Below are 20879 nucleotides of genomic sequence, written 5' to 3'. Positions count from 1 at the left end.
AAACGCTGACCAGTGGTCAATTAAATAAAAACTTTGGGAAACATTTAATCAGCACCATAAACGAACGAGGTATGGATATATTTTGGATCCCAGGCGTTTATCAAAAGTACGCATTATCAGAATGCGAGGGTTGCTGTGCGTAGCTTTTCGCAGGGGATCGGCAGCAGAGGCTTTTCTGTTGAATTGTAAGATTTTTTGTTCTTTTCATTATAATGTTCATTTTATTGCAGGTTGAAATCGACAACGTCTCAGGGTGTTTATGTTTCCTGAAAACGTTTCTAATAATGTTGTGGTTATATGGGCAACAGAATTAAGCGATGTTTAAGTAAAGTCCATAACGGCAAGCCTGATAATAATTGGCGTTCTATATTATCTCAGAAAAACCCTGGTTAAGAAAATATAGTGGGATTTTAAGAATTCATTAAGGTTATGGGAGTGAAATTGATTAACCCGCCATCAGTTATTCTATTCTCATGGCGGGCAGGTATAAGTATTAATTGTTATGCGAAGCAAATTCAGCATGAGGCGGGCGGCGGCGCTCCGCGATACGAACCATAAAACTGGCTGCGCTGACGCAAGTGGCAAGTATAACCACGCCCATCCAGCCATATTCTTCCCACATTGCACTGCCCAGAATCGAACCTAATGCCATACCAATAAATACACCGGTAAACAGCAGGGCATTCAGACGGCCCCGCGCCTGCGGATCGAGCCGGTATACCAGCGTCTGGTGCGCCACCAGCGAAGATTGTAGGCCCAGGTCAAAACCAATAGCACACAGCGCAATCGCTATAAGCTGCCAGAAAGGTGACAGCAGCGGCAGAAATATCATTAAGCCAAATGACACGGTGGCCAGTGCAGCGGCATATTGGGTAACCCGGTTGGCCCCCAGTTTGTCAGCCAGCGAACCTGACAATGGGGCCGCCAGCGCGCCCGCAGCCCCGGCGATACCGAATGCGCCAGCAACGGCGCTGCCCATATGAAATTGCTGGCTTAACATTACGGCGAGCATTGACCAGAAGGCGCTAAAGCCAATCGAGAGCAGCCCCTGCGCCAGCGCGGCGCGACGTAACGCAGGATGACGGAGCCATAGCCCAACCATTGACTTCATCAGCGACGGGTAACCCAGTTCCGCTTGCGTGGCGAAACGCGGCAGTACACGCCACAGAGCCAGGCCGATCAGGGCAATGCTCAGCGCCGCCAGCTGATACATGACGCGCCAGCCAAAAGCCGCGCTCACCAGACCGCTCACGGTACGGGATAACAGGATCCCCAACAGTAAGCCGGTCATTACCATACCCACCGCTTTGCCTTGCTTACCCGAAGCAGAAAGAATGGCGGCCGCCGGGACGATATCTTGCGCCACGGTGGCGCACGCGCCCAGCAGCAGGCTTAACGCCAGCAGGCTGTGCTCGCCGGTAGAAAAACTATACAGAACCAGCATCAGGGCCAGGGCGAAAGATTTCGCCATGATAATAATACGCCGGTCGAAACGGTCGCCGAGCGGCAGCAAAAATAAGATCCCTGACGCATATCCAGCCTGGGTCAGCGTAGGGATTAACCCCAGGCTGCCGATGCCGAGATGTAAATTATCGCCAATCAGCGGCAGTATCGGCTGCGCGTAATAAATCGATGCCACGCTGAAGCCAGCAGCGGCGGCAAGCACCAGTAAAGTACGCATCAGCGCTGAAGAAGAAAGGGACGTTGTCATGGATAAAGCCTCACGCTCTGGAAGATGTGAGGATTGTCGGTTACAGCAGGCTGGTGCGGTAGCGGGACATTTGATAAAACGGTTATACGCCAAACGTATGTCAGAGAAAATTATATGGCAAATGAACGTATAGACAGAATTGAGTTGATGAACACGTTTATCCGCATCATTGAAAGCGGATCGCTCAGCGCGGCGGCAGTACAGCTCAACACCACCCAGGCGACCGTCAGCCGGCGGCTGAAATCGCTGGAAGAGATGTTGGGCTGCAAACTGCTGCTGCGCACCACCCACGCCATGAAACTGACCGACGATGGCGAACGCTGCTATCAGCATGCTAAAACCGTGACGGGCCACTGGATGATGCTGGAAGACGATCTGCGCAACGCCGGGGATGAACCGGTGGGCACCTTGCGGGTGCGGGCACCGCACGCGTTTGGTCAGCAACAGTTGATTGCGCCGCTGACGCAGTTTCTTCGCCAGTATCCGCAGATGAACGTAGAGTGGATGCTGAACGATAAAGCGCCGCTGTTCGTTACTGAGAATATCGATTGCGCTATCCACCTTGGCGCGCAGCCTGATCCGTCCACTATTTCGGTGCTACTGGCGGAAGTGCCGCGCATCGTGGTCGCCGCGCCGGAATTGCTGGCGGGTTATCCGCAGATTAACCAGCCTGAGGCACTGGCGGCGCTGCCCTGGGTGGCCTTAAACCTGTTCTATCAACAGGAAGTGACGTTAAGGCAGATTGAAGGCAACGAAACGCGCTCACTCGCCATTGCGCCGCGCCTGAGCACTGACAGCCTGTATGCCGTCAGAGAAACGGTGCTGGCCGGGTTGGGCGTGGGTATCGTCTCAGCGTGGATTGTGGCGCAGGATCTGGAACAGGGCAAACTGGTGCATGTTCTGCCGCAGTGGCAGGCCGCGCCGCTGCCGGTCTGGCTGGCTTATCCCTATAGCCGCTACTATCCCGCGCGCTTGCGTAAATTCCTCGAACTGATGCGGGAAATTCTGCCCGGATTAATGGGGATGCGGCCGCCGGAGAGGCGAAAAAAAAGCCGGTCATAATGACCGGCTTATGGGGAGGTTACTCAGCCTGACCCGGGCGGGTGGCCGGTGCGGTAGCCTGGTGGCTGGCGCTGTGGCCGCCCGCTGAGCCTTTACCGCTAAAATTAAACGGTTCACGCACCCAGTCGCTGTGACGCGGCGCTTCCGGCACGTATTCCGGGGCCGGGGCGCGCGTCATCGGCGCGCTGACAACCGGTTTTGCGGCAGCTGGCTGCGCTTCAGGCTGCGGCTCAGCGTGTACGGGCTCGGCGGCTTTGACTGGCTCAGCGGCTTTGACCGGCTCAGCGGCTTTGACTGGTTCAGCGGCTTTGATTGGCTTTTCGGCTTTGACCGGTTCAACAATCGGTTCGGCAGCGTCTGCGTCCGGCGTCTCAACCACTGCTGGCTGCTGCTCAGCGTCACGCGCGGCAGGTTGTTCCTGCGGCGCATCGGCGATGCTTTCTTCCGCAACAGGCTCAACCACCACGGCTTCCTGAGCCGTTTCCTGCACGGCTTCAGCCGCTGGCGCAGAGTCTACCGGTTTGGCTTCTTCAGCAACCTGCTCAGCAACCGCTTCATCCTGCGGCGCGATGATTTCCGGCTGGGCATCGACCGGCGCGGCAATCACTTCCGGATGGGTCGTTTCGACCGGTGCGGCTTCAGCGACGTCGGCTGCCCCGGCAACAACGGGCGCAATCTGGATCGCCTGCTGTTCCACCGGTGCTTCAACAGGTTGTTCCTGCTGTTCAACCACTGGCGCCTGCGCGACCGGGTAGCGGATCCAGACTTTGCCGGACGCCATTTCCGGCGAAGCGCATGCTACGGTCAACGGCATCGGCGACGCGGTTGGGTAGCGCTCATCGCGATAACGGCGGCGGCGCTGACCGCTCACGCGCAGGTGTCGCGGTGAACGGCGGGAGCGACGCGGCATACCGTTGGCGTCAGCGCGAGTTTCGGCGCTTTCTTCCGGTTCGGCTGTCTCGTTTTCCACCACCGCAGGCAGCGGAATGGTCGCCAGCTCGGTACGCTGTACCGGCGCGGTTTCCTGCGGCTCTACGTCGACAATGGCTTCTGACTCAACCACATCGTTAGTGAAGCGAACTTTCTGGGTCAGCTGGCGCTGTTTACGGCGCGGCATCACCTGAACGCGTTCTTCCTGTTCGGCTTCCTGCTCCGGACGCTCTTCGCGGTTCAGTGCTTTAACGTCCTGCTGCGCCTGGCGCTTGTCTTCAGAGCGGCGGCGGCTTCTTTCACGACGCGGTTGCTGCTCATCACGGCCTTTGGTTTGTTCGGTCTCATCCACGGCGATGTCGCGGACTTCACGCGCCTCAGCGGTTTGCTGCTGGGCCTGACGACGGTTGCGGCGATTCTCATCGCGCGGCTCACGCGGCTCACGCGGCTCACGCGGTTCGCGAGATTCACGCGGTTCACGATTATCGCGGCTGTCGCGTCCCTGGCGATCGTTACGATCGCGACGGTTATTCTGGCGACGGTTATTACGGCGATCGCCACGCTGTTTCTCTTCACCCGCTTCTTTCTTCGGCTCTTCAACAACCGGGGCAGGCGCGGCTGGCTCACCGGCGAACAGGGATTTCAGCGCGTTGATAAAGCGGCTAAACAGGCCCGGCTGGGACGCCTGAGACGCGGCAGGCTGCGGCGCGGCCTGTACTTTTGCCGGGGCTTCCTGAACGGCTTTGGTCTCTGGCGGCGCAGGCGGGATATCCGGCATGGCGAAGGTGGCTAACGCGGGCTCTTCCGGACGCTTGCGTTCGGCTGGCTCATCGTCAGACGGCATTGCCATCGCTTCTTCATGCAGCTTCGGCAGCATGTAGCTCAGGGTTTTGGTCTCTTCGCCTTTACGCACGCGCAGCACGGAATAATGCGGGGTTTCCATCTGGTCGTTCGGGACGATCACCGCGCGCACGCCGCCCTGGCGGGTTTCGATGGCGGTAATGGCGTCGCGTTTTTCGTTCAGCAGATAGGAAGCGATCGGCACCGGAACGATGGCGTGAACTTCTTTGGTGTTCTCTTTCAGCGCTTCTTCTTCAATCAGACGCAGAATCGACAGGGACAGGGATTCGTTGTCGCGAATGGTGCCGGTGCCGCTACAGCGCGGGCACACGTGATGGCTGGATTCGCCCAGCGACGGGCTGAGGCGCTGACGGGACATTTCCAGCAGGCCGAAGCGTGAAATATGGGAAATCTGGATGCGCGCGCGGTCCTGACGAACGGCTTCGCGCAGGCGGTTTTCCACCGCGCGCTGGTGGCGTACCGGGGTCATATCGATAAAGTCGATAACAATCAGACCGCCGAGGTCGCGCAGGCGCAGCTGGCGGGCGATTTCATCCGCCGCTTCCAGGTTGGTGTTGAAAGCCGTTTCTTCGATATCGCCGCCGCGGGTCGCGCGGGCGGAGTTGATATCGATAGCGGTCAGCGCTTCGGTGCTATCAATAACGATAGAGCCGCCTGACGGCAGGCGCACTTCGCGCTGGAATGCCGATTCAATTTGCGATTCGATCTGATAGTGGCTGAACAGCGGGATTTCACCGGTGTACAGTTTGATTTTGCTGCTGAAATCCGGGCGGCCCAGCGCAGAGATGTGCTGGCGCGCCAGCTCCAGCACTTTCGGGTTGTCGATCAGGATTTCGCCGATGTCCTGGCGCAGATAGTCGCGGAAGGCGCGGACAATGACGTTGCTTTCCTGATGGATCAGGAATGGCGCAGGGCGGCTCTCAGCGGCTTTTTTGATGGCTTCCCAGTGTTTCAGGCGGAAGCTTAAGTCCCACTGCAGCGCTTCGGCGGATTTGCCCACGCCCGCGGTACGCACGATAAGACCCATGCCGTCCGGCAGTTCAAGACTGGCCAGCGCTTCTTTCAGTTCGGTACGGTCGTCGCCTTCGATACGGCGAGAGATGCCGCCCGCGCGCGGGTTATTTGGCATCAGAACCAGGTAGCTGCCTGCCAGACTAATAAAGGTAGTCAGGGCCGCGCCTTTGTTACCGCGCTCTTCTTTATCGATCTGAACGATAACTTCCTGGCCTTCGCGCAGCACATCTTTGATGTTCGGACGACCATGGGAAGCATAGTTAGCAGGGAAGTATTCGCGGGCGATTTCTTTAAGAGGGAGGAAACCGTGTCTTTCAGCGCCGTAATCAACAAAAGCGGCTTCAAGACTGGGTTCAATGCGGGTGATTTTTCCTTTGTAGATGTTCGCTTTTTTCTGTTCGTGTCCTGGGCTTTCAATGTCCAGGTCGTACAGGCGCTGCCCGTCCACAAGGGCGACACGCAACTCTTCTTGCTGAGTCGCGTTGATTAACATTCTTTTCATCGTAACTTACTCATTATTCTTACATTGACGACTAAGCTGCGGGCAAGATATCGCCTTTCCGGGTATGAACCGATGGCCTCGTGACTATTCACGTCGCCAACCTCACGGTTGTCGCTCGCTTAAGAGGCGCAGAGTGTCGGTAGCCTGTATTTCATCTGGAAATACAGCGCAATTATCAGGGGAACTGCCTGGGATGTTTCGCCAGAGAAGCTTCCATTTACCGGTAAGGACTGCAACCCGCAGCCCGCTAACTGCCTGAAGGTTCAATACGTCTTACGCCATTGCTGCGTGGATGAACGGTCAGGCAAAACTGGTAATTCCGCAAAGTTCCTTGTCTCAACAAGATTTAACACGGAAAACAGCAGCATTATTCCATTGCTAAGCTTGTTATAGCAAGATGACTTTTGCCATTTATCACCCGGTTACTCACAGTTTCTTAACCACAAATTACCGATTGTTGTTATATCCACCAATCCGGTGATTCATAAGCCGTCAGAATCCGGGTGACAGTAAGTATAAGCATATAAAAATGAGTGGCGCTAATGAATGTCGATAATTAGAATCGCCACCATGAAAACTGAGACCCCAGCCGTAAAAATCGTTGTCATTACCGCTGATGAAGCGGGGCAGCGTATCGATAACTTTTTGCGCACCCAATTAAAGGGTGTGCCTAAAAGCATGATTTACCGCATCCTTCGCAAAGGCGAAGTGCGGGTGAACAAAAAACGCATTAAGCCTGAATACAAACTCGAAGACGGCGATGAAGTGCGTATTCCTCCGGTTCGCGTCGCCGAGCGCGAAGAAGAGGCGGTATCCCCGCATCTGCAAAAAGTCTCCGCGCTCACCGAGGCGATTTTGTATGAGGATGATTATATCCTGGTGCTGAATAAGCCCTCCGGCACCGCCGTACACGGCGGCAGCGGATTGAGCTTTGGCGTAATCGAAGGTCTGCGCGCCTTGCGCCCGGAAGCCCGCTTTCTGGAGCTGGTCCACCGTCTCGACCGCGACACGTCCGGCGTCCTGCTGGTGGCGAAAAAGCGTTCGGCGCTGCGTTCGCTGCATGAACAGCTGCGCGGTAAAGAGATGCAAAAAGATTACCTGGCGCTGGTGCGCGGGCAGTGGCAGTCGCATGTGAAAGTGGTACAGGCGCCGCTATTGAAAAATATTCTGCAAAGCGGAGAGCGCATCGTGCGGGTCAACAGTGAAGGCAAGCCATCGGAAACGCGCTTTAAAGTGGAGGAGCGTTATGCGTTCGCCACGCTGGTACGCTGTAGCCCGGTAACCGGTCGCACCCACCAGATTCGCGTGCATACTCTGCATGCCGGTCATCCTATCGCTTTTGACGATCGTTATGGCGACCGTGAATTTGATAAGCAACTGGCGAATACCGGATTAAGCCGCCTGTTCCTGCATGCGGCGGCGCTGAAATTCCAGCACCCCAATACCGGCGAGACGATGCGCGTCGAAGCGCCGCTCGACAATGCGCTTAAACACTGTCTGAACGTGCTGCGCAACGGTAAGTAACGGCAATGGCCCGGTTTGATACCGGGCTTTTTTTGTTACGCCAGCGGGTTTACCCCTTCATTACGCAGCATCTGGCCCAGGGCGATTAACGGCAGGCCAACCAGCGTATTCGGATCGCGTCCGCTTAAGCGATCAAAAAGCGTAATGCCGAGCCCTTCGCTTTTAAAGCTGCCCGCGCAATACAGCGGTTGTTCTTTCTTTACATAACCAGTGATTTCTTCGGCGCTGAGATGACGAAAGTGCACGTCAAACGGCTCGCATTCGGTTTGCAACTGGCCGTTGGCGGAATTATACAGCGCCAGTCCGGTGTAGAACGTGACGACGTGACCGCTGGCTTTGGTCAACTGCCAACGCGCGTTTTCTTCAGTCAATGGCTTGCCGGTTATATTGCCATCCAGCACGCATACCTGATCGGAACCGATGATCAAATGATTCGGAAAACGGCCTGCCAGCGACTGCGCTTTTTGCTGCGCCAGACGCACCACCAGATGGCGGGCATCTTCGTTCGCTAACGGCGTTTCATCGCAGTCCGGCGCGGCGGTAATGAACGGAATCCCCAGTTTTTCAAGCAAGCTCTGACGGAAGGGGGAGGTTGAAGCGAGTACCAGTTGAGTCATTTTTTTCTGCCATCATTCGCGAAACTTATTATGACATCTTAAACTGTGGACAATGCTGTGTGTGATTTATTAGCAAATGGCATGTTGATACCGCCTTTTCCTTTGACTCTATGACATTACGACGTTAATATGCGCGCCCTATGCAAAAGGTAAAATTACCCCTGACTCTCGATCCGGTTCGTACCGCTCAAAAGCGCCTTGATTATCATGGCGTGTACACCCCTGAACAGGTGGAGCGCGTCGCCGAATCAGTTGTCAGTGTGGACAGCGATGTGGAATGCTCCATGCGCTTCGCCATCGATAACCAACGTCTCGCGGTGTTAACCGGCGATGCGAAGGTGACGGTGACGTTGTCATGTCAGCGTTGCGGGAATCCGTTCTCCCATCAGGTCCACACAACGTATTGTTTTAGTCCGGTTCGTTCAGACGAACAGGCTGAAGCACTCCCGGAAGCGTATGAGCCGATTGAGGTTAACGAATTCGGTGAAATCGATCTGCTGGCGGTAGTCGAAGATGAAATCATCATCGCGCTGCCGGTGGTTCCGGTGCATGATCATGAACACTGTGAAGTGTCCGAAGCGGACATGGTATTTGGTGAACTGCCTGAAGAAGCGCAAAAGCCAAATCCGTTTGCCGTATTAGCCAGCTTAAAGCGTAAGTAATTGGTCTTCCCCGCGCAAACGGGGTAAACCGTAATTGAGGAGTAAGGTCCATGGCCGTACAACAGAATAAACCAACCCGTTCCAAACGTGGCATGCGTCGCTCTCACGATGCACTGACCGCTGTAACCAGCCTGTCTGTTGACAAGACTTCTGGTGAAACCCACCTGCGTCACCACATCACTGCCGACGGTTACTACCGCGGTCGCAAGGTTATCGCTAAGTAATCACGCGCAAGCGTGATTAAACTTAGCGTCGTTTCCCCGTTTACGCGGGGATATAACGTCGCCCGTCGATACCTTGACACGTCTAACCCTTGCGTTAGATGCCATGGGTGGGGACTTTGGTCCCTCCGTGACAGTGCCTGCAGCCTTGCAGGCACTGAATTCTAATTCGCAACTGAATCTCCTTTTAGTCGGCGATCCCGACGTCATTACTCCATTACTCGCCAAAGCTGATTTTGAACAACGTTCGCGTTTGCAGATTGTTGCATCCCAGTCGGTTATCGCCAGTGATGTCAGACCGTCTCAGGCCGTGCGCAACAGTCGCGGCTCCTCCATGCGCATGGCGCTGGAGCTGGTGAAAGAAGGGCGGGCCCAGGCCTGCGTCAGCGCCGGTAATACTGGCGCGTTGATGGGGCTTGCAAAGCTGCTGCTCAAACCGATTGACGGCATAGAACGCCCGGCGCTGATGACGGTGTTGCCGCATCAGCAAAAAGGCAAAACCGTGGTGCTGGATTTAGGCGCCAACGTGGCCTGCGATAGCACGATGCTGGTACAGTTCGCCATTATGGGTTCAGTGATGGCTGAGGAAGTCCTTGGCATCCAGACGCCACGCGTGGCGTTACTGAATATCGGCGAAGAAGAAACGAAAGGTCTCGACAGTATTCGTGACGCGGCGGCACTGTTAAAAACCATGCCGTCGTTGAATTATATTGGCTATCTTGAAGCCAATGAATTATTAACCGGCAAAACGGACGTGCTGGTGTGTGATGGTTTTGTAGGTAATGTCACACTCAAGACCATGGAGGGCGTTGTACGAATGTTCCTTTCTCTGCTCAAATCGCAGGGAGAGGGGAAAAAACGGTCGTGGTGGTGGCGTTTATTAAAGCACTGGTTACAAAAAAGCCTCTCAAGGCGATTCAGTCACCTCAACCCCGACCAGTATAATGGCGCCTGTCTGTTAGGATTGCGCGGCACCGTGATTAAGAGTCACGGCGCGGCCAATCAGCGCGCGTTTAGCGTGGCGATTGAACAGGCAGTGCAGGCGGTGCAGCGGCAGGTTCCACAACGGATAGCCGCTCGCCTGGAATGTTTATATCCCGCAGGTTTCGAATTGCAGGACGGCGCAAGCGCCCCGGCAATGCCACCGGCAGGTATATTACCCAAGAGTGACTGAGCGTACATGTATACGAAGATTATTGGCACAGGTAGCTACCTGCCTGAGCACGTGCGGACTAACGCCGATCTTGAAAAAATTGTGGAAACGACTGACGAGTGGATTGTCACCCGCACAGGCATTCGTGAGCGTCGTATCGCCGGTCCTGACGAGACTGTTGATTCCATGGGCTATCAGGCTGCGCTGCGCGCCATTGAGATGGCCGGTATCGATAAAGAACAAATCGGTATGGTTGTGGTGGCCACAACCTCCGCGACCCATGCCTTCCCGAGCGCCGCATGCCAGATCCAGGGCATGCTGGGCATTAAAGGCTGCCCGGCGTTTGATGTCGCTGCGGCCTGCGCGGGCTTTACCTATGCGCTGAGCATTGCCGATCAGTACGTGAAATCCGGCGCGGTGCAGTATGCGCTGGTGATCGGCTCCGACGTGCTGGCGCGCACCCTTGATCCGCAGGATCGCGGCACGATTATTCTGTTCGGTGACGGCGCGGGCGCTGTGGTGCTGAGCGCGTCTGAAGAGCCGGGCATTATTTCGACTCACCTGCACGCTGACGGCAGCTACGGTGAGTTGCTGACGCTGCCGAACCACGATCGCGTGGTGCCGGAAAACCCTATCTATTTAACCATGTCCGGTAACGAAGTATTCAAAGTTGCTGTGACTGAGCTTGCGCATATTGTTGATGAAACGCTGGCCGCGAATCAGCTCGACCGCTCCTCGCTGGACTGGCTGGTGCCGCACCAGGCGAACCTGCGTATTATCAGCGCAACCGCCAAAAAACTCGGCATGTCGATGGATAATGTGGTGGTGACCCTGGATCGTCACGGCAATACCTCCGCCGCGTCCGTGCCCAGCGCGCTGGATGAAGCGGTGCGCGATGGCCGCATTAAGCCCGGTCATTTAGTGCTGCTTGAGGCCTTTGGCGGCGGCTTTACCTGGGGCTCGGCGCTGGTTCGTTTCTGATAAACAAGGATTAAAAAACATGACGCAATTTGCATTTGTGTTTCCGGGGCAGGGCTCCCAGGCTGTGGGCATGCTGGCAGATGTTGCCGCGCAATATCCCGTCGTCGAAGAGACCTTCGCCGAGGCTTCTGCCGTTTTAGGTTACGATCTCTGGGCGCTGGTTCAGCAAGGCCCCGCCGAAGAGTTAAACAAAACCTGGCAGACCCAGCCTGCGTTGTTGACCGCTTCGGTGGCGTTATACCGCGTATGGCAGCAGGAAGGCGGTAAAGCCCCTGCGATGATGGCGGGCCACAGCCTTGGCGAATACTCCGCGCTGGTATGTGCGGGCGTCATCGCGTTCAGCGATGCGGTCCGTCTGGTGGAGCTGCGCGGTAAACTGATGCAGGACGCGGTTCCGGAAGGCACCGGCGCTATGTCGGCAATTATCGGTCTGGATGATGAGTCCATCGCCAAAGCCTGTGAAGAGTCGGCCCACGGCCAGGTGGTATCGCCGGTCAACTACAACTCGCCGGGCCAGGTGGTGATCGCCGGTCATAAAGAAGCGGTTGAGCGTGCAGGCGCAGCCTGTAAAGCTGCGGGCGCTAAACGCGCGCTGCCGCTACCGGTGAGCGTGCCGTCGCACTGTGCGCTGATGAAACCCGCCGCAGAAAAACTGGCGGTAGAGCTGCAGAACATTACCTTTAACGCGCCGGCGATCCCGGTGGTGAATAACGTTGATGTCGCCTGTGCCACCGATCCGGATGAGATTCGCAATGCGCTTGTGCGCCAGCTTTACAGCCCGGTGCAGTGGACTAAGAGCGTTGAGCTCATGGCTTCACGTGATATCACCCATCTTTACGAAGTTGGTCCAGGCAAAGTATTGACCGGCCTGACTAAACGCATCGTGGACAGCTTAACCGCCTCCGCGATCAACGAGCCGGCAAGCCTGGCCGCAGCACTCGAGCAATAAGACGAGGAATACCATGAGTTTTGAAGGAAAAGTCGCGCTGGTTACCGGCGCGAGCCGCGGCATTGGCCGCGCAATTGCTGAAACCCTTGCGGCGCGCGGCGCGAAAGTTATCGGTACCGCCACCAGTGAAAGCGGCGCGCAGGCGATCAGCGACTATCTGGGCGCGAACGGCAAAGGTCTGATGCTTAACGTCACCGACCCGGCCTCTATCGAATCCGTGCTGGAAAATATTCGTGGCGAATTTGGTGAAGTGGATATTCTGGTTAATAATGCCGGTATCACTCGCGATAATTTACTGATGCGCATGAAAGAAGAAGAGTGGAGCGACATTCTCGAAACCAATCTTTCATCCGTATTTCGTCTGTCAAAAGCAGTAATGCGAGCTATGATGAAAAAACGTCATGGGCGTATTATTACTATCGGTTCTGTGGTTGGTACCATGGGAAATGCGGGTCAGGCCAACTACGCTGCGGCGAAAGCGGGTCTTATCGGCTTTAGTAAATCGCTGGCGCGCGAAGTAGCGTCTCGCGGTATTACAGTGAACGTTGTTGCTCCGGGCTTTATTGAAACGGACATGACGCGTGCGCTATCTGACGATCAGCGTGCGGGTATCCTGGCGCAGGTTCCTGCGGGTCGCTTAGGCGACGCGAAGGAAATCGCCAGTGCGGTTGCATTCTTAGCTTCTGATGAAGCGGGTTACATCTCTGGTGAAACTCTGCACGTCAACGGCGGGATGTATATGGTTTAACCATGCTTATACCTCTCGCCGCCAGAGGCAGGAAAAGCCGCTGAACAGATTCTCGTCTGCACAGTCTACTCTGTGAGCAAGAATGGTCAGAGATGGCTTAAAACCTGCCGTCTGAATGGAGAGGGGTATAAAATTATTTGCGTTATTAGGGCGATTGCCCGCAAAATAGCGTAAAATCGTGGTACGACCTGCCGGGATTTAGTTGCAACTTTTTCAACATTTTATACACTACGAAAACCATCGCGAAAGCGAGTTTTGATAGGAAATTTAAGAGTATGAGCACTATCGAAGAACGCGTTAAGAAAATTATCGGCGAACAGCTGGGCGTTAAGCAGGAAGAAGTTACCAACAATGCTTCTTTCGTTGAAGACTTGGGCGCTGATTCTCTTGACACCGTTGAGCTGGTAATGGCTCTGGAAGAAGAGTTTGATACTGAGATTCCGGACGAAGAAGCTGAGAAAATCACTACTGTTCAGGCTGCCATTGATTACATCAACGGCCACCAGGCGTAAGTGAACATCTCCAGGCGGTCACTCGACCGCCTGAGTTTTTTTATCCCACGAATCCCTTTTTTATCCCTCCCTGGAGGACAAACGTGTCTAAGCGTCGTGTAGTTGTGACCGGACTGGGCATGTTGTCTCCTGTCGGCAATACCGTAGAGTTTACCTGGAAAGCTCTCCTTGCCGGTCAGAGTGGCATCAGCCTGATCGACCATTTCGATACTAGCGCCTATGCAACGAAATTTGCTGGCTTAGTAAAGGATTTTAACTGTGACGACATCATCTCGCGTAAAGATCAACGCAAGATGGATGCCTTCATTCAATATGGAGTTGTTGCCGGTATTCAGGCCATGCAGGATTCTGGTCTGGAAGTGACGGAAGAAAACGCAACCCGATTCGGCGCCGCTATCGGTTCCGGCATTGGCGGCTTAGGTCTTATCGAAGAAAACCACACCTCGCTGGTGGCCGGTGGCCCGCGTAAGATTAGCCCGTTCTTCGTCCCGTCTACTATCGTAAACATGGTGGCAGGTCATTTGACTATTATGTTCGGCCTGCGTGGACCGAGCATCTCTATCGCCACGGCCTGTACTTCTGGCGTTCACAATATCGGCCATGCGGCGCGCATGATTGCCTATGGTGATGCGGACGCAATGCTTGCGGGCGGCGCTGAGAAAGCCAGTACCCCGCTGGGCGTGGGTGGTTTTGGTGCCGCTCGAGCACTCTCCACTCGTAACGACAATCCGCAAGCGGCAAGTCGTCCGTGGGATAAAGAGCGTGACGGTTTCGTCCTCGGCGACGGCGCGGGCATTATCGTGCTGGAAGAGTACGAGCACGCGAAGAAGCGCGGCGCAAAAATTTACTGCGAAGTGGTCGGTTTCGGCATGAGCAGCGACGCTTATCATATGACCTCACCGCCAGATAACGGCGCGGGCGCGGCGCTGGCGATGACCAATGCCCTGCGTGATGCTGGCATCGAAGCGGGCCAGGTTGGCTACGTCAATGCACACGGCACCTCGACCCCTGCGGGCGACGTGGCGGAAGCGCAGGCGGTGAAATCAGTATTTGGTGACTCGGCCCATCGCGTGATGGTCAGTTCCACTAAATCGATGACCGGTCACCTGCTGGGCGCGGCGGGCGCGGTAGAGTCCATTTTCTCTATCCTGGCGCTGCGCGATCAGGCCATTCCGCCGACCATCAACCTGGATAACCCGGATGAAGGTTGCGACCTGGATTTCGTTCCGCACGAAGCGCGCCAGGTTTCCGGTATGGATTATGCCCTGTGTAACTCCTTCGGCTTCGGTGGCACCAACGGTTCCTTGATCTTCAAAAAGATCTAACCGATTCTTTTTAAAGGCCCCTCTGTGGGCCTTTTCATCAGACTTCTCCTCTTGCCCCTCGCTTTACATCCTGCGACACTAGCGCGCTATCGGTAAGGAGCCCTCATGTTCTTAATCAATGGCACATGGCGACATACGCTGGCGGCTAACGATCGGGCGATCCAGTTTGGCGACGGGTGTTTCACCACGGCGCGGGTGATCGACGGTCAAATTCAGCTTGTTGATGCGCATCTGCAACGGCTGGCGCAGGCATGCGACAGACTGGGCATCGCTTTTCCTGATGCCGCCGTGCTCGGTGAAGAGATGCGCGACATTGCCCGGACGCAGCAACAGGCAGTCCTGAAGGTCATTATTAGCCGGGGCGCGGGCGGGCGAGGGTACAGCGCCGCAGGCTGCGATTCGCCGACCCGTCTGCTGTCCGTTGCGCCTTACCCGGCGTTTTATACCCAGTGGCGGGAGCAGGGCATAACCCTCGCCCAAAGCCCGGTGCCGCTCGGGCGTAATCCCTTTCTGGCGGGCATCAAGCACCTCAACCGGCTGGAACAGGTGTTGATTCGACGCCATCTGGAACAAACGGATGCTCAGGAAGCGCTGGTGCTGGACAGCGAAGGCTGGCTGACGGAATGCTGCGCCGCCAATCTGTTCTGGCGCAAAGGTCCGCGCGTATATACGCCAAAACTGGACCAGGCGGGCGTCAACGGGTTGATGCGCCAGCATATCCTGAACCAGCTCAGCCACAGTGCCTGGCACGTGGAGGAGGTCCGCGCCTTACTGAGCGATCTGGACACGGCGGATGAAGTGTTTATCTGCAATGCGCTAATGCCACTTGTTCCGGTGAATCAGGCCATGCACACTCGCTACGCTTCCCGCGATCTTTACCACTATTTAGCCCCTCTTTGTGAGCCGAATTGAACCAATGAAGAAAATGCTGCGTTTTGTTTTGCTGATTATTGTTGGGTTGGCGATTGCCGCAGGCGTTGGCTACTGGAAAGTACGCCAACTGGCGGACAGCCGCCTGCTCGTCAAACAGGAAACCATTTTTACCCTGAAAGCGGGTACCGGCCGGCTGGCGCTGGGCAATCAACTCTCCGACGAAAAAATCATTAATCGCCCACGGGTATTCCAGTGGCTGTTGAAAGTCGAGCCCGCGCTGTCGCACTTTAAAGCGGGCACCTACCGTTTTACCCCAGAAATGACCGTGCGCGACATGCTCAAACTGCTGGAAAGCGGTAAAGAAGCCCAGTTCCCGCTGCGGTTTGTTGAAGGCACCCGTCTGAGCGACTGGCTCAGCCGTCTGCGCGAAGCGCCTTACATCAAACATACCCTGAAGGACGATGAGTATGCGACGGTGGCCGAGGCCCTCGGGTTCGACAGCGCCAAATCCATAGAAGGCTGGTTCTACCCGGATACCTGGCTGTATACCGCCAATACCACCGACGTGGCTTTGCTAAAGCGCGCGCACCTGCGTATGGTAAAGGCCGTTGATAAAGCCTGGGATGAGAAAGCGGCGGGGCTGCCGTATCAGGACAAAGAGCAGTTGCTGACCATGGCCTCGATTATTGAGAAAGAGACCGCCGTCGCCAGCGAACGTCCTGAAGTCGCTTCGGTGTTTGTGAACCGCCTGCGGATCGGCATGCGGCTGCAAACCGATCCCACCGTGATTTACGGGATGGGTAAAGATTATGACGGCAATCTGACCCGCAAAGCGCTGGATACCCCTACGCCGTATAACACCTATATTATTAACGGCCTGCCGCCGGGCCCGATCGCCATTCCGGGCGAAGCCTCATTGATGGCAGCGGCGAAGCCGGCGAAAACGCCTTATCTATATTTTGTCGCTGACGGCGATGGCGGGCACACGTTTAATACTAACCTCGCGGACCATAACAAGTCGGTGCAGGATTATTTGAAAGTCATGAAGGAAAAAGATGGGCAAGTACATTGTCATTGAGGGATTAGAAGGAGCAGGGAAAACCACGGCGCGCAATGTGGTGGTGGAGACGCTGAAATCGCTGGGCATTGAGGATATGGCCTTTACCCGCGAGCCTGGCGGCACCATTCTGGCGGAAAAACTGCGCAGCCTGGTGTTGGATATTAAATCCGTCGGCGACGAAGTCATTACCGATAAAGCAGAAGTGCTGATGTTTTACGCGGCGCGGGTTCAACTGGTGGAAACCGTGATCAAACCGGCGCTGGCACGCGGCGCGTGGGTGATCGGCGATCGTCACGACCTGTCGACCCAGGCCTATCAGGGCGGCGGGCGCGGTATTGATGCTCATCTTCTCAGCACCTTGCGCCAGGCCGTGTTAGGCGATTTCGCCCCGGACCTGACGCTTTATCTGGACGTCGATCCGGTGATTGGCCTTAAGCGTGCCCGCGCGCGCGGCGATCTGGATCGCATTGAACAAGAGTCGTTTGATTTCTTTCATCGCACCCGCGCTCGCTATCTGGAACTGGCGGCGTCGGACAGCCGTATCCGCACCATCGACGCGACGCAATCGCTGGAGGCAGTGACGCAGGCGATTCGTGACACGGTGACGCGCTGGGTTAAGGAGCAAGCGTAATGAAATGGTATCCATGGCTGCGTCCTGCCTATGAGCAGCTGGTGGCGAACCATCAGGCTGGCCGTGGTCACCATGCGTTACTGGTTCACTCCCTGCCGGGCATGGGAGACGACTCGCTGATTTACGCCCTTGGCCGTTGGTTGATGTGCCAGCAGCCGGACGGTCAGAAAAGCTGCGGGCAATGCCGCGCCTGCCAGCTGATGCAGGCCCAGACGCATCCCGATTACTATCTTATTGAGCCCGAAAAAGGCAAAGCGACGCTGGGCATTGACGCGATCCGCGACGTCACCGAAAAACTCTACGATCGCGCCCGGCTGGGCGGTGCGAAAGTGGTGTGGATCAAAGATGCCGCGCAACTGACGGAAGCTGCCGCCAACGCGCTGCTGAAAACCCTCGAAGAACCGCCGGAAAAAACCTGGTTTATGCTGGGCTGCCGCGCACCGGAGCGCTTGCCCGCCACGCTGCGTAGCCGCTGTTTATACTGGCACCTGTCCCCGCCGGAAGATCGCTGGGCGGAAGCCTGGCTGGCGCGTGAAACCGATGTGCCTCAGGATCAGCGTATAGCCGCCTTGCGGTTAAGCGGCGGCGCGCCTGCGGCGGCGCTGGAGCTGCTGCAAACCAGCGGCTGGGCGCAGCGCCCGGTACTGGCGGAACGGCTGGAACAGGCCATTGCCGCACGCGATGCGCTGACGCTGCTGGCCGACCTGCATCACGATGACGCGGCGATGCGCCTGCACTGGCTGGCGGCGCTGCTGCTGGACGCCATTAAGTGCCAGCAGGGGGCAGGGGGGTATAGCACCCACGTGGATTTATCCGCGCACAGCCAGCGGCTGGCGACGTTGCTGCCCACTGACCGGTTACAGTCGATGCTGAATTTGCTGCTGCCGTGCCGCGAACAGCTTCTCTCGGTCGCGGGACTTAACCGCGAACTGATGCTCACTGAACTACTCTTAAACTGGGAGCAGGTATGGCGCACTGGCGCACCGCTCCCGCATTCCCCTCTCTGAGAGACATTATGTTTTTAGTTGATTCACACTGCCACCTTGACGGGCTGGACTATAAGACGCTGCACGCCAGCGTTGACGATGTACTGGAAAAAGCCGCCGCGCGCGACGTGAAGTTTTGTCTGGCGGTAGCCACCACGTTGCCGGGCTACCGGGCGATGCGCGATCTGATTGGCGAGCGGGATAACGTGGCGTACTCCTGCGGCGTTCATCCGCTGAATCAGGATGAGGACTGGGAAGTCGAGCAGCTGCGCCAGCTGGCGGCGGACCCGCGCGTGGTCGCCATGGGCGAAACCGGCCTCGATTATTATTACACCCCGGAAACCAAACCTCAGCAGCAGGAATCGTTCCGCAACCACCTGCGTATTGGCTGCGAGCTGAATAAACCGGTGATTGTCCACACCCGCGACGCCCGTGAAGACACGCTGGCGATCCTGCGCGAGGAAAACGTGACGGAATGCGGTGGCGTACTACACTGTTTTACTGAGGACAAGGAAACGGCAGCGAAGCTTCTTGATATGGGAATGTATATCTCGTTTTCCGGTATCGTGACGTTTCGTAATGCAGAGCAACTGCGCGACGCCGCGCGGTATGTACCGCTCGACCGTTTATTGATCGAAACGGATTCCCCCTGGCTGACGCCAGTGCCTCATCGCGGCAAAGAGAACCAGCCAGCGTTAGTGAGAGATGTCGCTGAGTACATGGCTGTGCTTAAAGGGGTTTCTGTCGAGGAACTGGCGCGTATCACCACGCGTAATTTCTCCGATCTCTTCCATCTCGACCTCTCCCACCTCGCCTGATCCGCAGGCTCTCGCAGTTATTTTAAAGCTCGTAATTAATATTTAAAGCGAGTAAAGTTCACCGCCTGAAAAAGGGCGGTGACGCAGCGTTTAGACACATTCTGACATCACTAATGTAAAGATATGCAAGTTTTTACTCTGCGCTTTGCTGAAACGTGATAGCTGTCAAACAATGTTGAGTCTATTTATTTTACTCTGCGTAATAAATAAAGGGCACTTAGATGCCCTGTCTATGGCCTGTCTCTCCCCACAGGCTGATGCGTTAAACGCGTAAAAAGCACTAATACTCAGGAGCACTCTCAATTATGTTTAAGAATGCATTTGCTAACCTGCAAAAGGTGGGTAAATCGCTGATGCTGCCGGTATCCGTACTCCCGATCGCAGGTATCCTGCTGGGCGTCGGTTCCGCCAACTTCAGCTGGCTGCCAGCGGTGGTTTCCCATGTAATGGCAGAAGCGGGCGGGTCAGTTTTCGCCAACATGCCGCTGATTTTCGCCATTGGCGTCGCGCTTGGCTTTACCAATAACGATGGCGTTTCCGCGCTCGCCGCTGTGGTGGCTTACGGTATCATGGTGAAAACCATGGCTGTGGTTGCGCCGCTGGTTCTGCATCTTCCACCGGAAGAGATCGCGGCGAAACACCTGGCCGATACCGGCGTGCTTGGCGGGATCATTTCGGGTGCGATTGCCGCCTACATGTTCAACCGTTTCTACCGCATCAAGCTTCCTGAGTACCTGGGCTTCTTCGCCGGTAAGCGTTTCGTGCCGATCATCTCTGGTCTGGCCGCGATCTTCACGGGCGTTATCCTGTCCTTTATTTGGCCGCCGATTGGCTCCGCCATCCAGACCTTCTCCCAGTGGGCTGCGTATCAGAACCCGGTAGTGGCGTTTGGTATCTATGGCTTCATCGAGCGCTGCCTGGTACCGTTTGGTCTGCACCATATCTGGAACGTTCCTTTCCAGATGCAGATTGGCGAATACACCAACGCCGCAGGCCAGGTGTTCCACGGCGATATCCCGCGTTACATGGCAGGCGACCCGACTGCGGGCATGCTGTCCGGTGGCTTCCTGTTCAAAATGTACGGTCTGCCTGCTGCTGCGATTGCCATCTGGCACTCTGCTAAGCCGGAAAACCGCGCTAAAGTCGGCGGTATCATGATCTCCGCTGCGCTGACCTCGTTCCTGACCGGTATTACCGAGCCGATCGAGTTCTCCTTTATGTTCGTTGCGCCGATCCTGTACGTTATCCACGCGATTCTGGCAGGCCTGGCATTCCCGATCTGTATCCTGCTGGGTATGCGTGACGGCACCTCGTTCTCTCACGGCCTGATCGACTTTATCGTTCTGTCCGGCAACAGCAGCAAACTGTGGCTGTTCCCGATTGTGGGTGCAGGCTACGCGGTGGTTTACTACACCATCTTCCGCGTGCTGATCAAAGCGCTGGACCTGAAAACCCCGGGTCGTGAAGATGCAACCGAAGACAGCAAAGCCACCGGCACCAGCGAAATGGCGCCGGCTCTGGTTGCCGCCTTCGGCGGTAAAGAAAACATCACTAACCTGGATGCCTGCATCACCCGTCTGCGCGTCAGCGTGGCCGACGTGGCGAAAGTCGACCAGCCTGGCCTGAAGAAACTCGGTGCGGCAGGCGTGGTTGTTGCAGGTTCCGGCGTTCAGGCGATTTTCGGTACTAAATCCGATAACCTGAAAACTGAAATGGATGAATACATCCGTAACAGCTAA

At 56.1% G+C, this 20879-nt stretch carries 19 protein-coding genes; 16 read left to right on the top strand and 3 right to left on the bottom strand.

Annotated features, from left to right (window positions below; all coding sequences use genetic code 11):
• Window positions 1-493: 493 nt before the first annotated feature.
• Window positions 494-1711, bottom strand: a complete 1218-nt coding sequence (locus GV764_RS19540) for an MFS transporter (protein ID WP_161661553.1) — start codon at window positions 1709-1711, stop codon at window positions 494-496.
• A gap of 114 nt (window positions 1712-1825) precedes the next feature.
• Between GV764_RS19540 and GV764_RS19535 the strand changes: the two genes are divergently transcribed.
• Window positions 1826-2773: a LysR family transcriptional regulator gene (locus GV764_RS19535; protein ID WP_161661552.1), complete on the top strand. Its 948-nt coding sequence runs from the start codon at window positions 1826-1828 to the stop codon at window positions 2771-2773.
• A 19-nt stretch (window positions 2774-2792) separates the two neighbouring features.
• Here GV764_RS19535 and rne read toward each other — a convergent pair whose 3' ends face one another.
• Window positions 2793-6080 (bottom strand): ribonuclease E, encoded by a 3288-nt coding sequence (gene rne / locus GV764_RS19530; RefSeq protein WP_161661551.1) that lies wholly within the window; start codon window positions 6078-6080, stop codon window positions 2793-2795.
• Window positions 6081-6650: 570 nt separating this feature from the next.
• Between rne and rluC the strand changes: the two genes are divergently transcribed.
• Window positions 6651-7604: a 23S rRNA pseudouridine(955/2504/2580) synthase RluC gene (rluC, locus tag GV764_RS19525; protein ID WP_161661721.1), complete on the top strand. Its 954-nt coding sequence runs from the start codon at window positions 6651-6653 to the stop codon at window positions 7602-7604.
• A gap of 35 nt (window positions 7605-7639) precedes the next feature.
• On the opposite strand, the gene GV764_RS19520 is transcribed toward rluC, so the two are convergent.
• The gene (locus GV764_RS19520) at window positions 7640-8221 is read right to left on the bottom strand and encodes a Maf family protein (protein WP_161661550.1); all 582 of its coding nucleotides are present in this window, start codon (window positions 8219-8221) and stop codon (window positions 7640-7642) included.
• Between the two features lie 140 nt (window positions 8222-8361).
• Between GV764_RS19520 and yceD the strand changes: the two genes are divergently transcribed.
• The 14 genes from yceD (at window position 8362) to ptsG (ending at window position 20879) form a co-directional block, all read left to right on the top strand.
• Window positions 8362-8883: a 23S rRNA accumulation protein YceD gene (yceD, locus tag GV764_RS19515; RefSeq protein ID WP_125292109.1), complete on the top strand. Its 522-nt coding sequence runs from the start codon at window positions 8362-8364 to the stop codon at window positions 8881-8883.
• Between the two features lie 50 nt (window positions 8884-8933).
• Window positions 8934-9107: a 50S ribosomal protein L32 gene (rpmF, locus tag GV764_RS19510; protein ID WP_002435125.1), complete on the top strand. Its 174-nt coding sequence runs from the start codon at window positions 8934-8936 to the stop codon at window positions 9105-9107.
• A gap of 73 nt (window positions 9108-9180) precedes the next feature.
• Window positions 9181-10278, top strand: a complete 1098-nt coding sequence (gene plsX, locus GV764_RS19505) for a phosphate acyltransferase PlsX (protein ID WP_201743270.1) — start codon at window positions 9181-9183, stop codon at window positions 10276-10278.
• Window positions 10279-10284: 6 nt separating this feature from the next.
• Window positions 10285-11238 carry a beta-ketoacyl-ACP synthase III gene (locus GV764_RS19500; protein WP_125292107.1) on the top strand — a complete coding sequence of 318 codons (954 nt, stop codon included), beginning with the start codon at window positions 10285-10287 and terminating at the stop codon, window positions 11236-11238.
• Window positions 11239-11257: 19 nt separating this feature from the next.
• Entirely contained in the window at window positions 11258-12187 is a 930-nt protein-coding gene (fabD, locus tag GV764_RS19495; protein ID WP_161661549.1) for an ACP S-malonyltransferase, read from the top strand.
• Between the two features lie 13 nt (window positions 12188-12200).
• Window positions 12201-12935, top strand: coding sequence for a 3-oxoacyl-ACP reductase FabG (fabG, locus tag GV764_RS19490; protein WP_161661548.1), 735 nt, complete (start codon window positions 12201-12203; stop codon window positions 12933-12935).
• 275 nt (window positions 12936-13210) lie between these two features.
• Window positions 13211-13447 (top strand): acyl carrier protein, encoded by a 237-nt coding sequence (gene acpP, locus GV764_RS19485; protein WP_000103754.1) that lies wholly within the window; start codon window positions 13211-13213, stop codon window positions 13445-13447.
• An 83-nt stretch (window positions 13448-13530) separates the two neighbouring features.
• Window positions 13531-14772, top strand: coding sequence for a beta-ketoacyl-ACP synthase II (gene fabF / locus GV764_RS19480; protein WP_161661547.1), 1242 nt, complete (start codon window positions 13531-13533; stop codon window positions 14770-14772).
• A gap of 105 nt (window positions 14773-14877) precedes the next feature.
• Entirely contained in the window at window positions 14878-15684 is an 807-nt protein-coding gene (pabC, locus tag GV764_RS19475; RefSeq protein ID WP_161661546.1) for an aminodeoxychorismate lyase, read from the top strand.
• Between the two features lie 4 nt (window positions 15685-15688).
• Window positions 15689-16723: a cell division protein YceG gene (gene yceG / locus GV764_RS19470; RefSeq protein ID WP_161661545.1), complete on the top strand. Its 1035-nt coding sequence runs from the start codon at window positions 15689-15691 to the stop codon at window positions 16721-16723.
• Window positions 16701-17336 carry a dTMP kinase gene (gene tmk / locus GV764_RS19465; protein WP_161661544.1) on the top strand — a complete coding sequence of 212 codons (636 nt, stop codon included), beginning with the start codon at window positions 16701-16703 and terminating at the stop codon, window positions 17334-17336. Before yceG ends, tmk begins: the two co-directional genes overlap by 23 nt.
• The gene (gene holB, locus GV764_RS19460) at window positions 17336-18343 is read left to right on the top strand and encodes a DNA polymerase III subunit delta' (protein ID WP_161661543.1); all 1008 of its coding nucleotides are present in this window, start codon (window positions 17336-17338) and stop codon (window positions 18341-18343) included. The genes tmk and holB overlap by 1 nt, the downstream gene beginning before the upstream one ends.
• Window positions 18344-18351: 8 nt before the next feature.
• Complete coding sequence (locus tag GV764_RS19455) at window positions 18352-19140, top strand: metal-dependent hydrolase (RefSeq protein WP_161661542.1); 789 nt, start codon at window positions 18352-18354, stop codon at window positions 19138-19140.
• A 305-nt stretch (window positions 19141-19445) separates the two neighbouring features.
• Entirely contained in the window at window positions 19446-20879 is a 1434-nt protein-coding gene (ptsG, locus tag GV764_RS19450) for a PTS glucose transporter subunit IIBC (protein ID WP_161661541.1), read from the top strand.

Source organism: Atlantibacter hermannii (genome assembly GCF_009907385.1).
GTDB classification, from domain to species: domain Bacteria; phylum Pseudomonadota; class Gammaproteobacteria; order Enterobacterales; family Enterobacteriaceae; genus Atlantibacter; species Atlantibacter hermannii_A.
The sequence above is the reverse complement of the archived record's forward strand: the minus strand, read 5'-3'. Positions and strand labels throughout refer to the sequence as shown.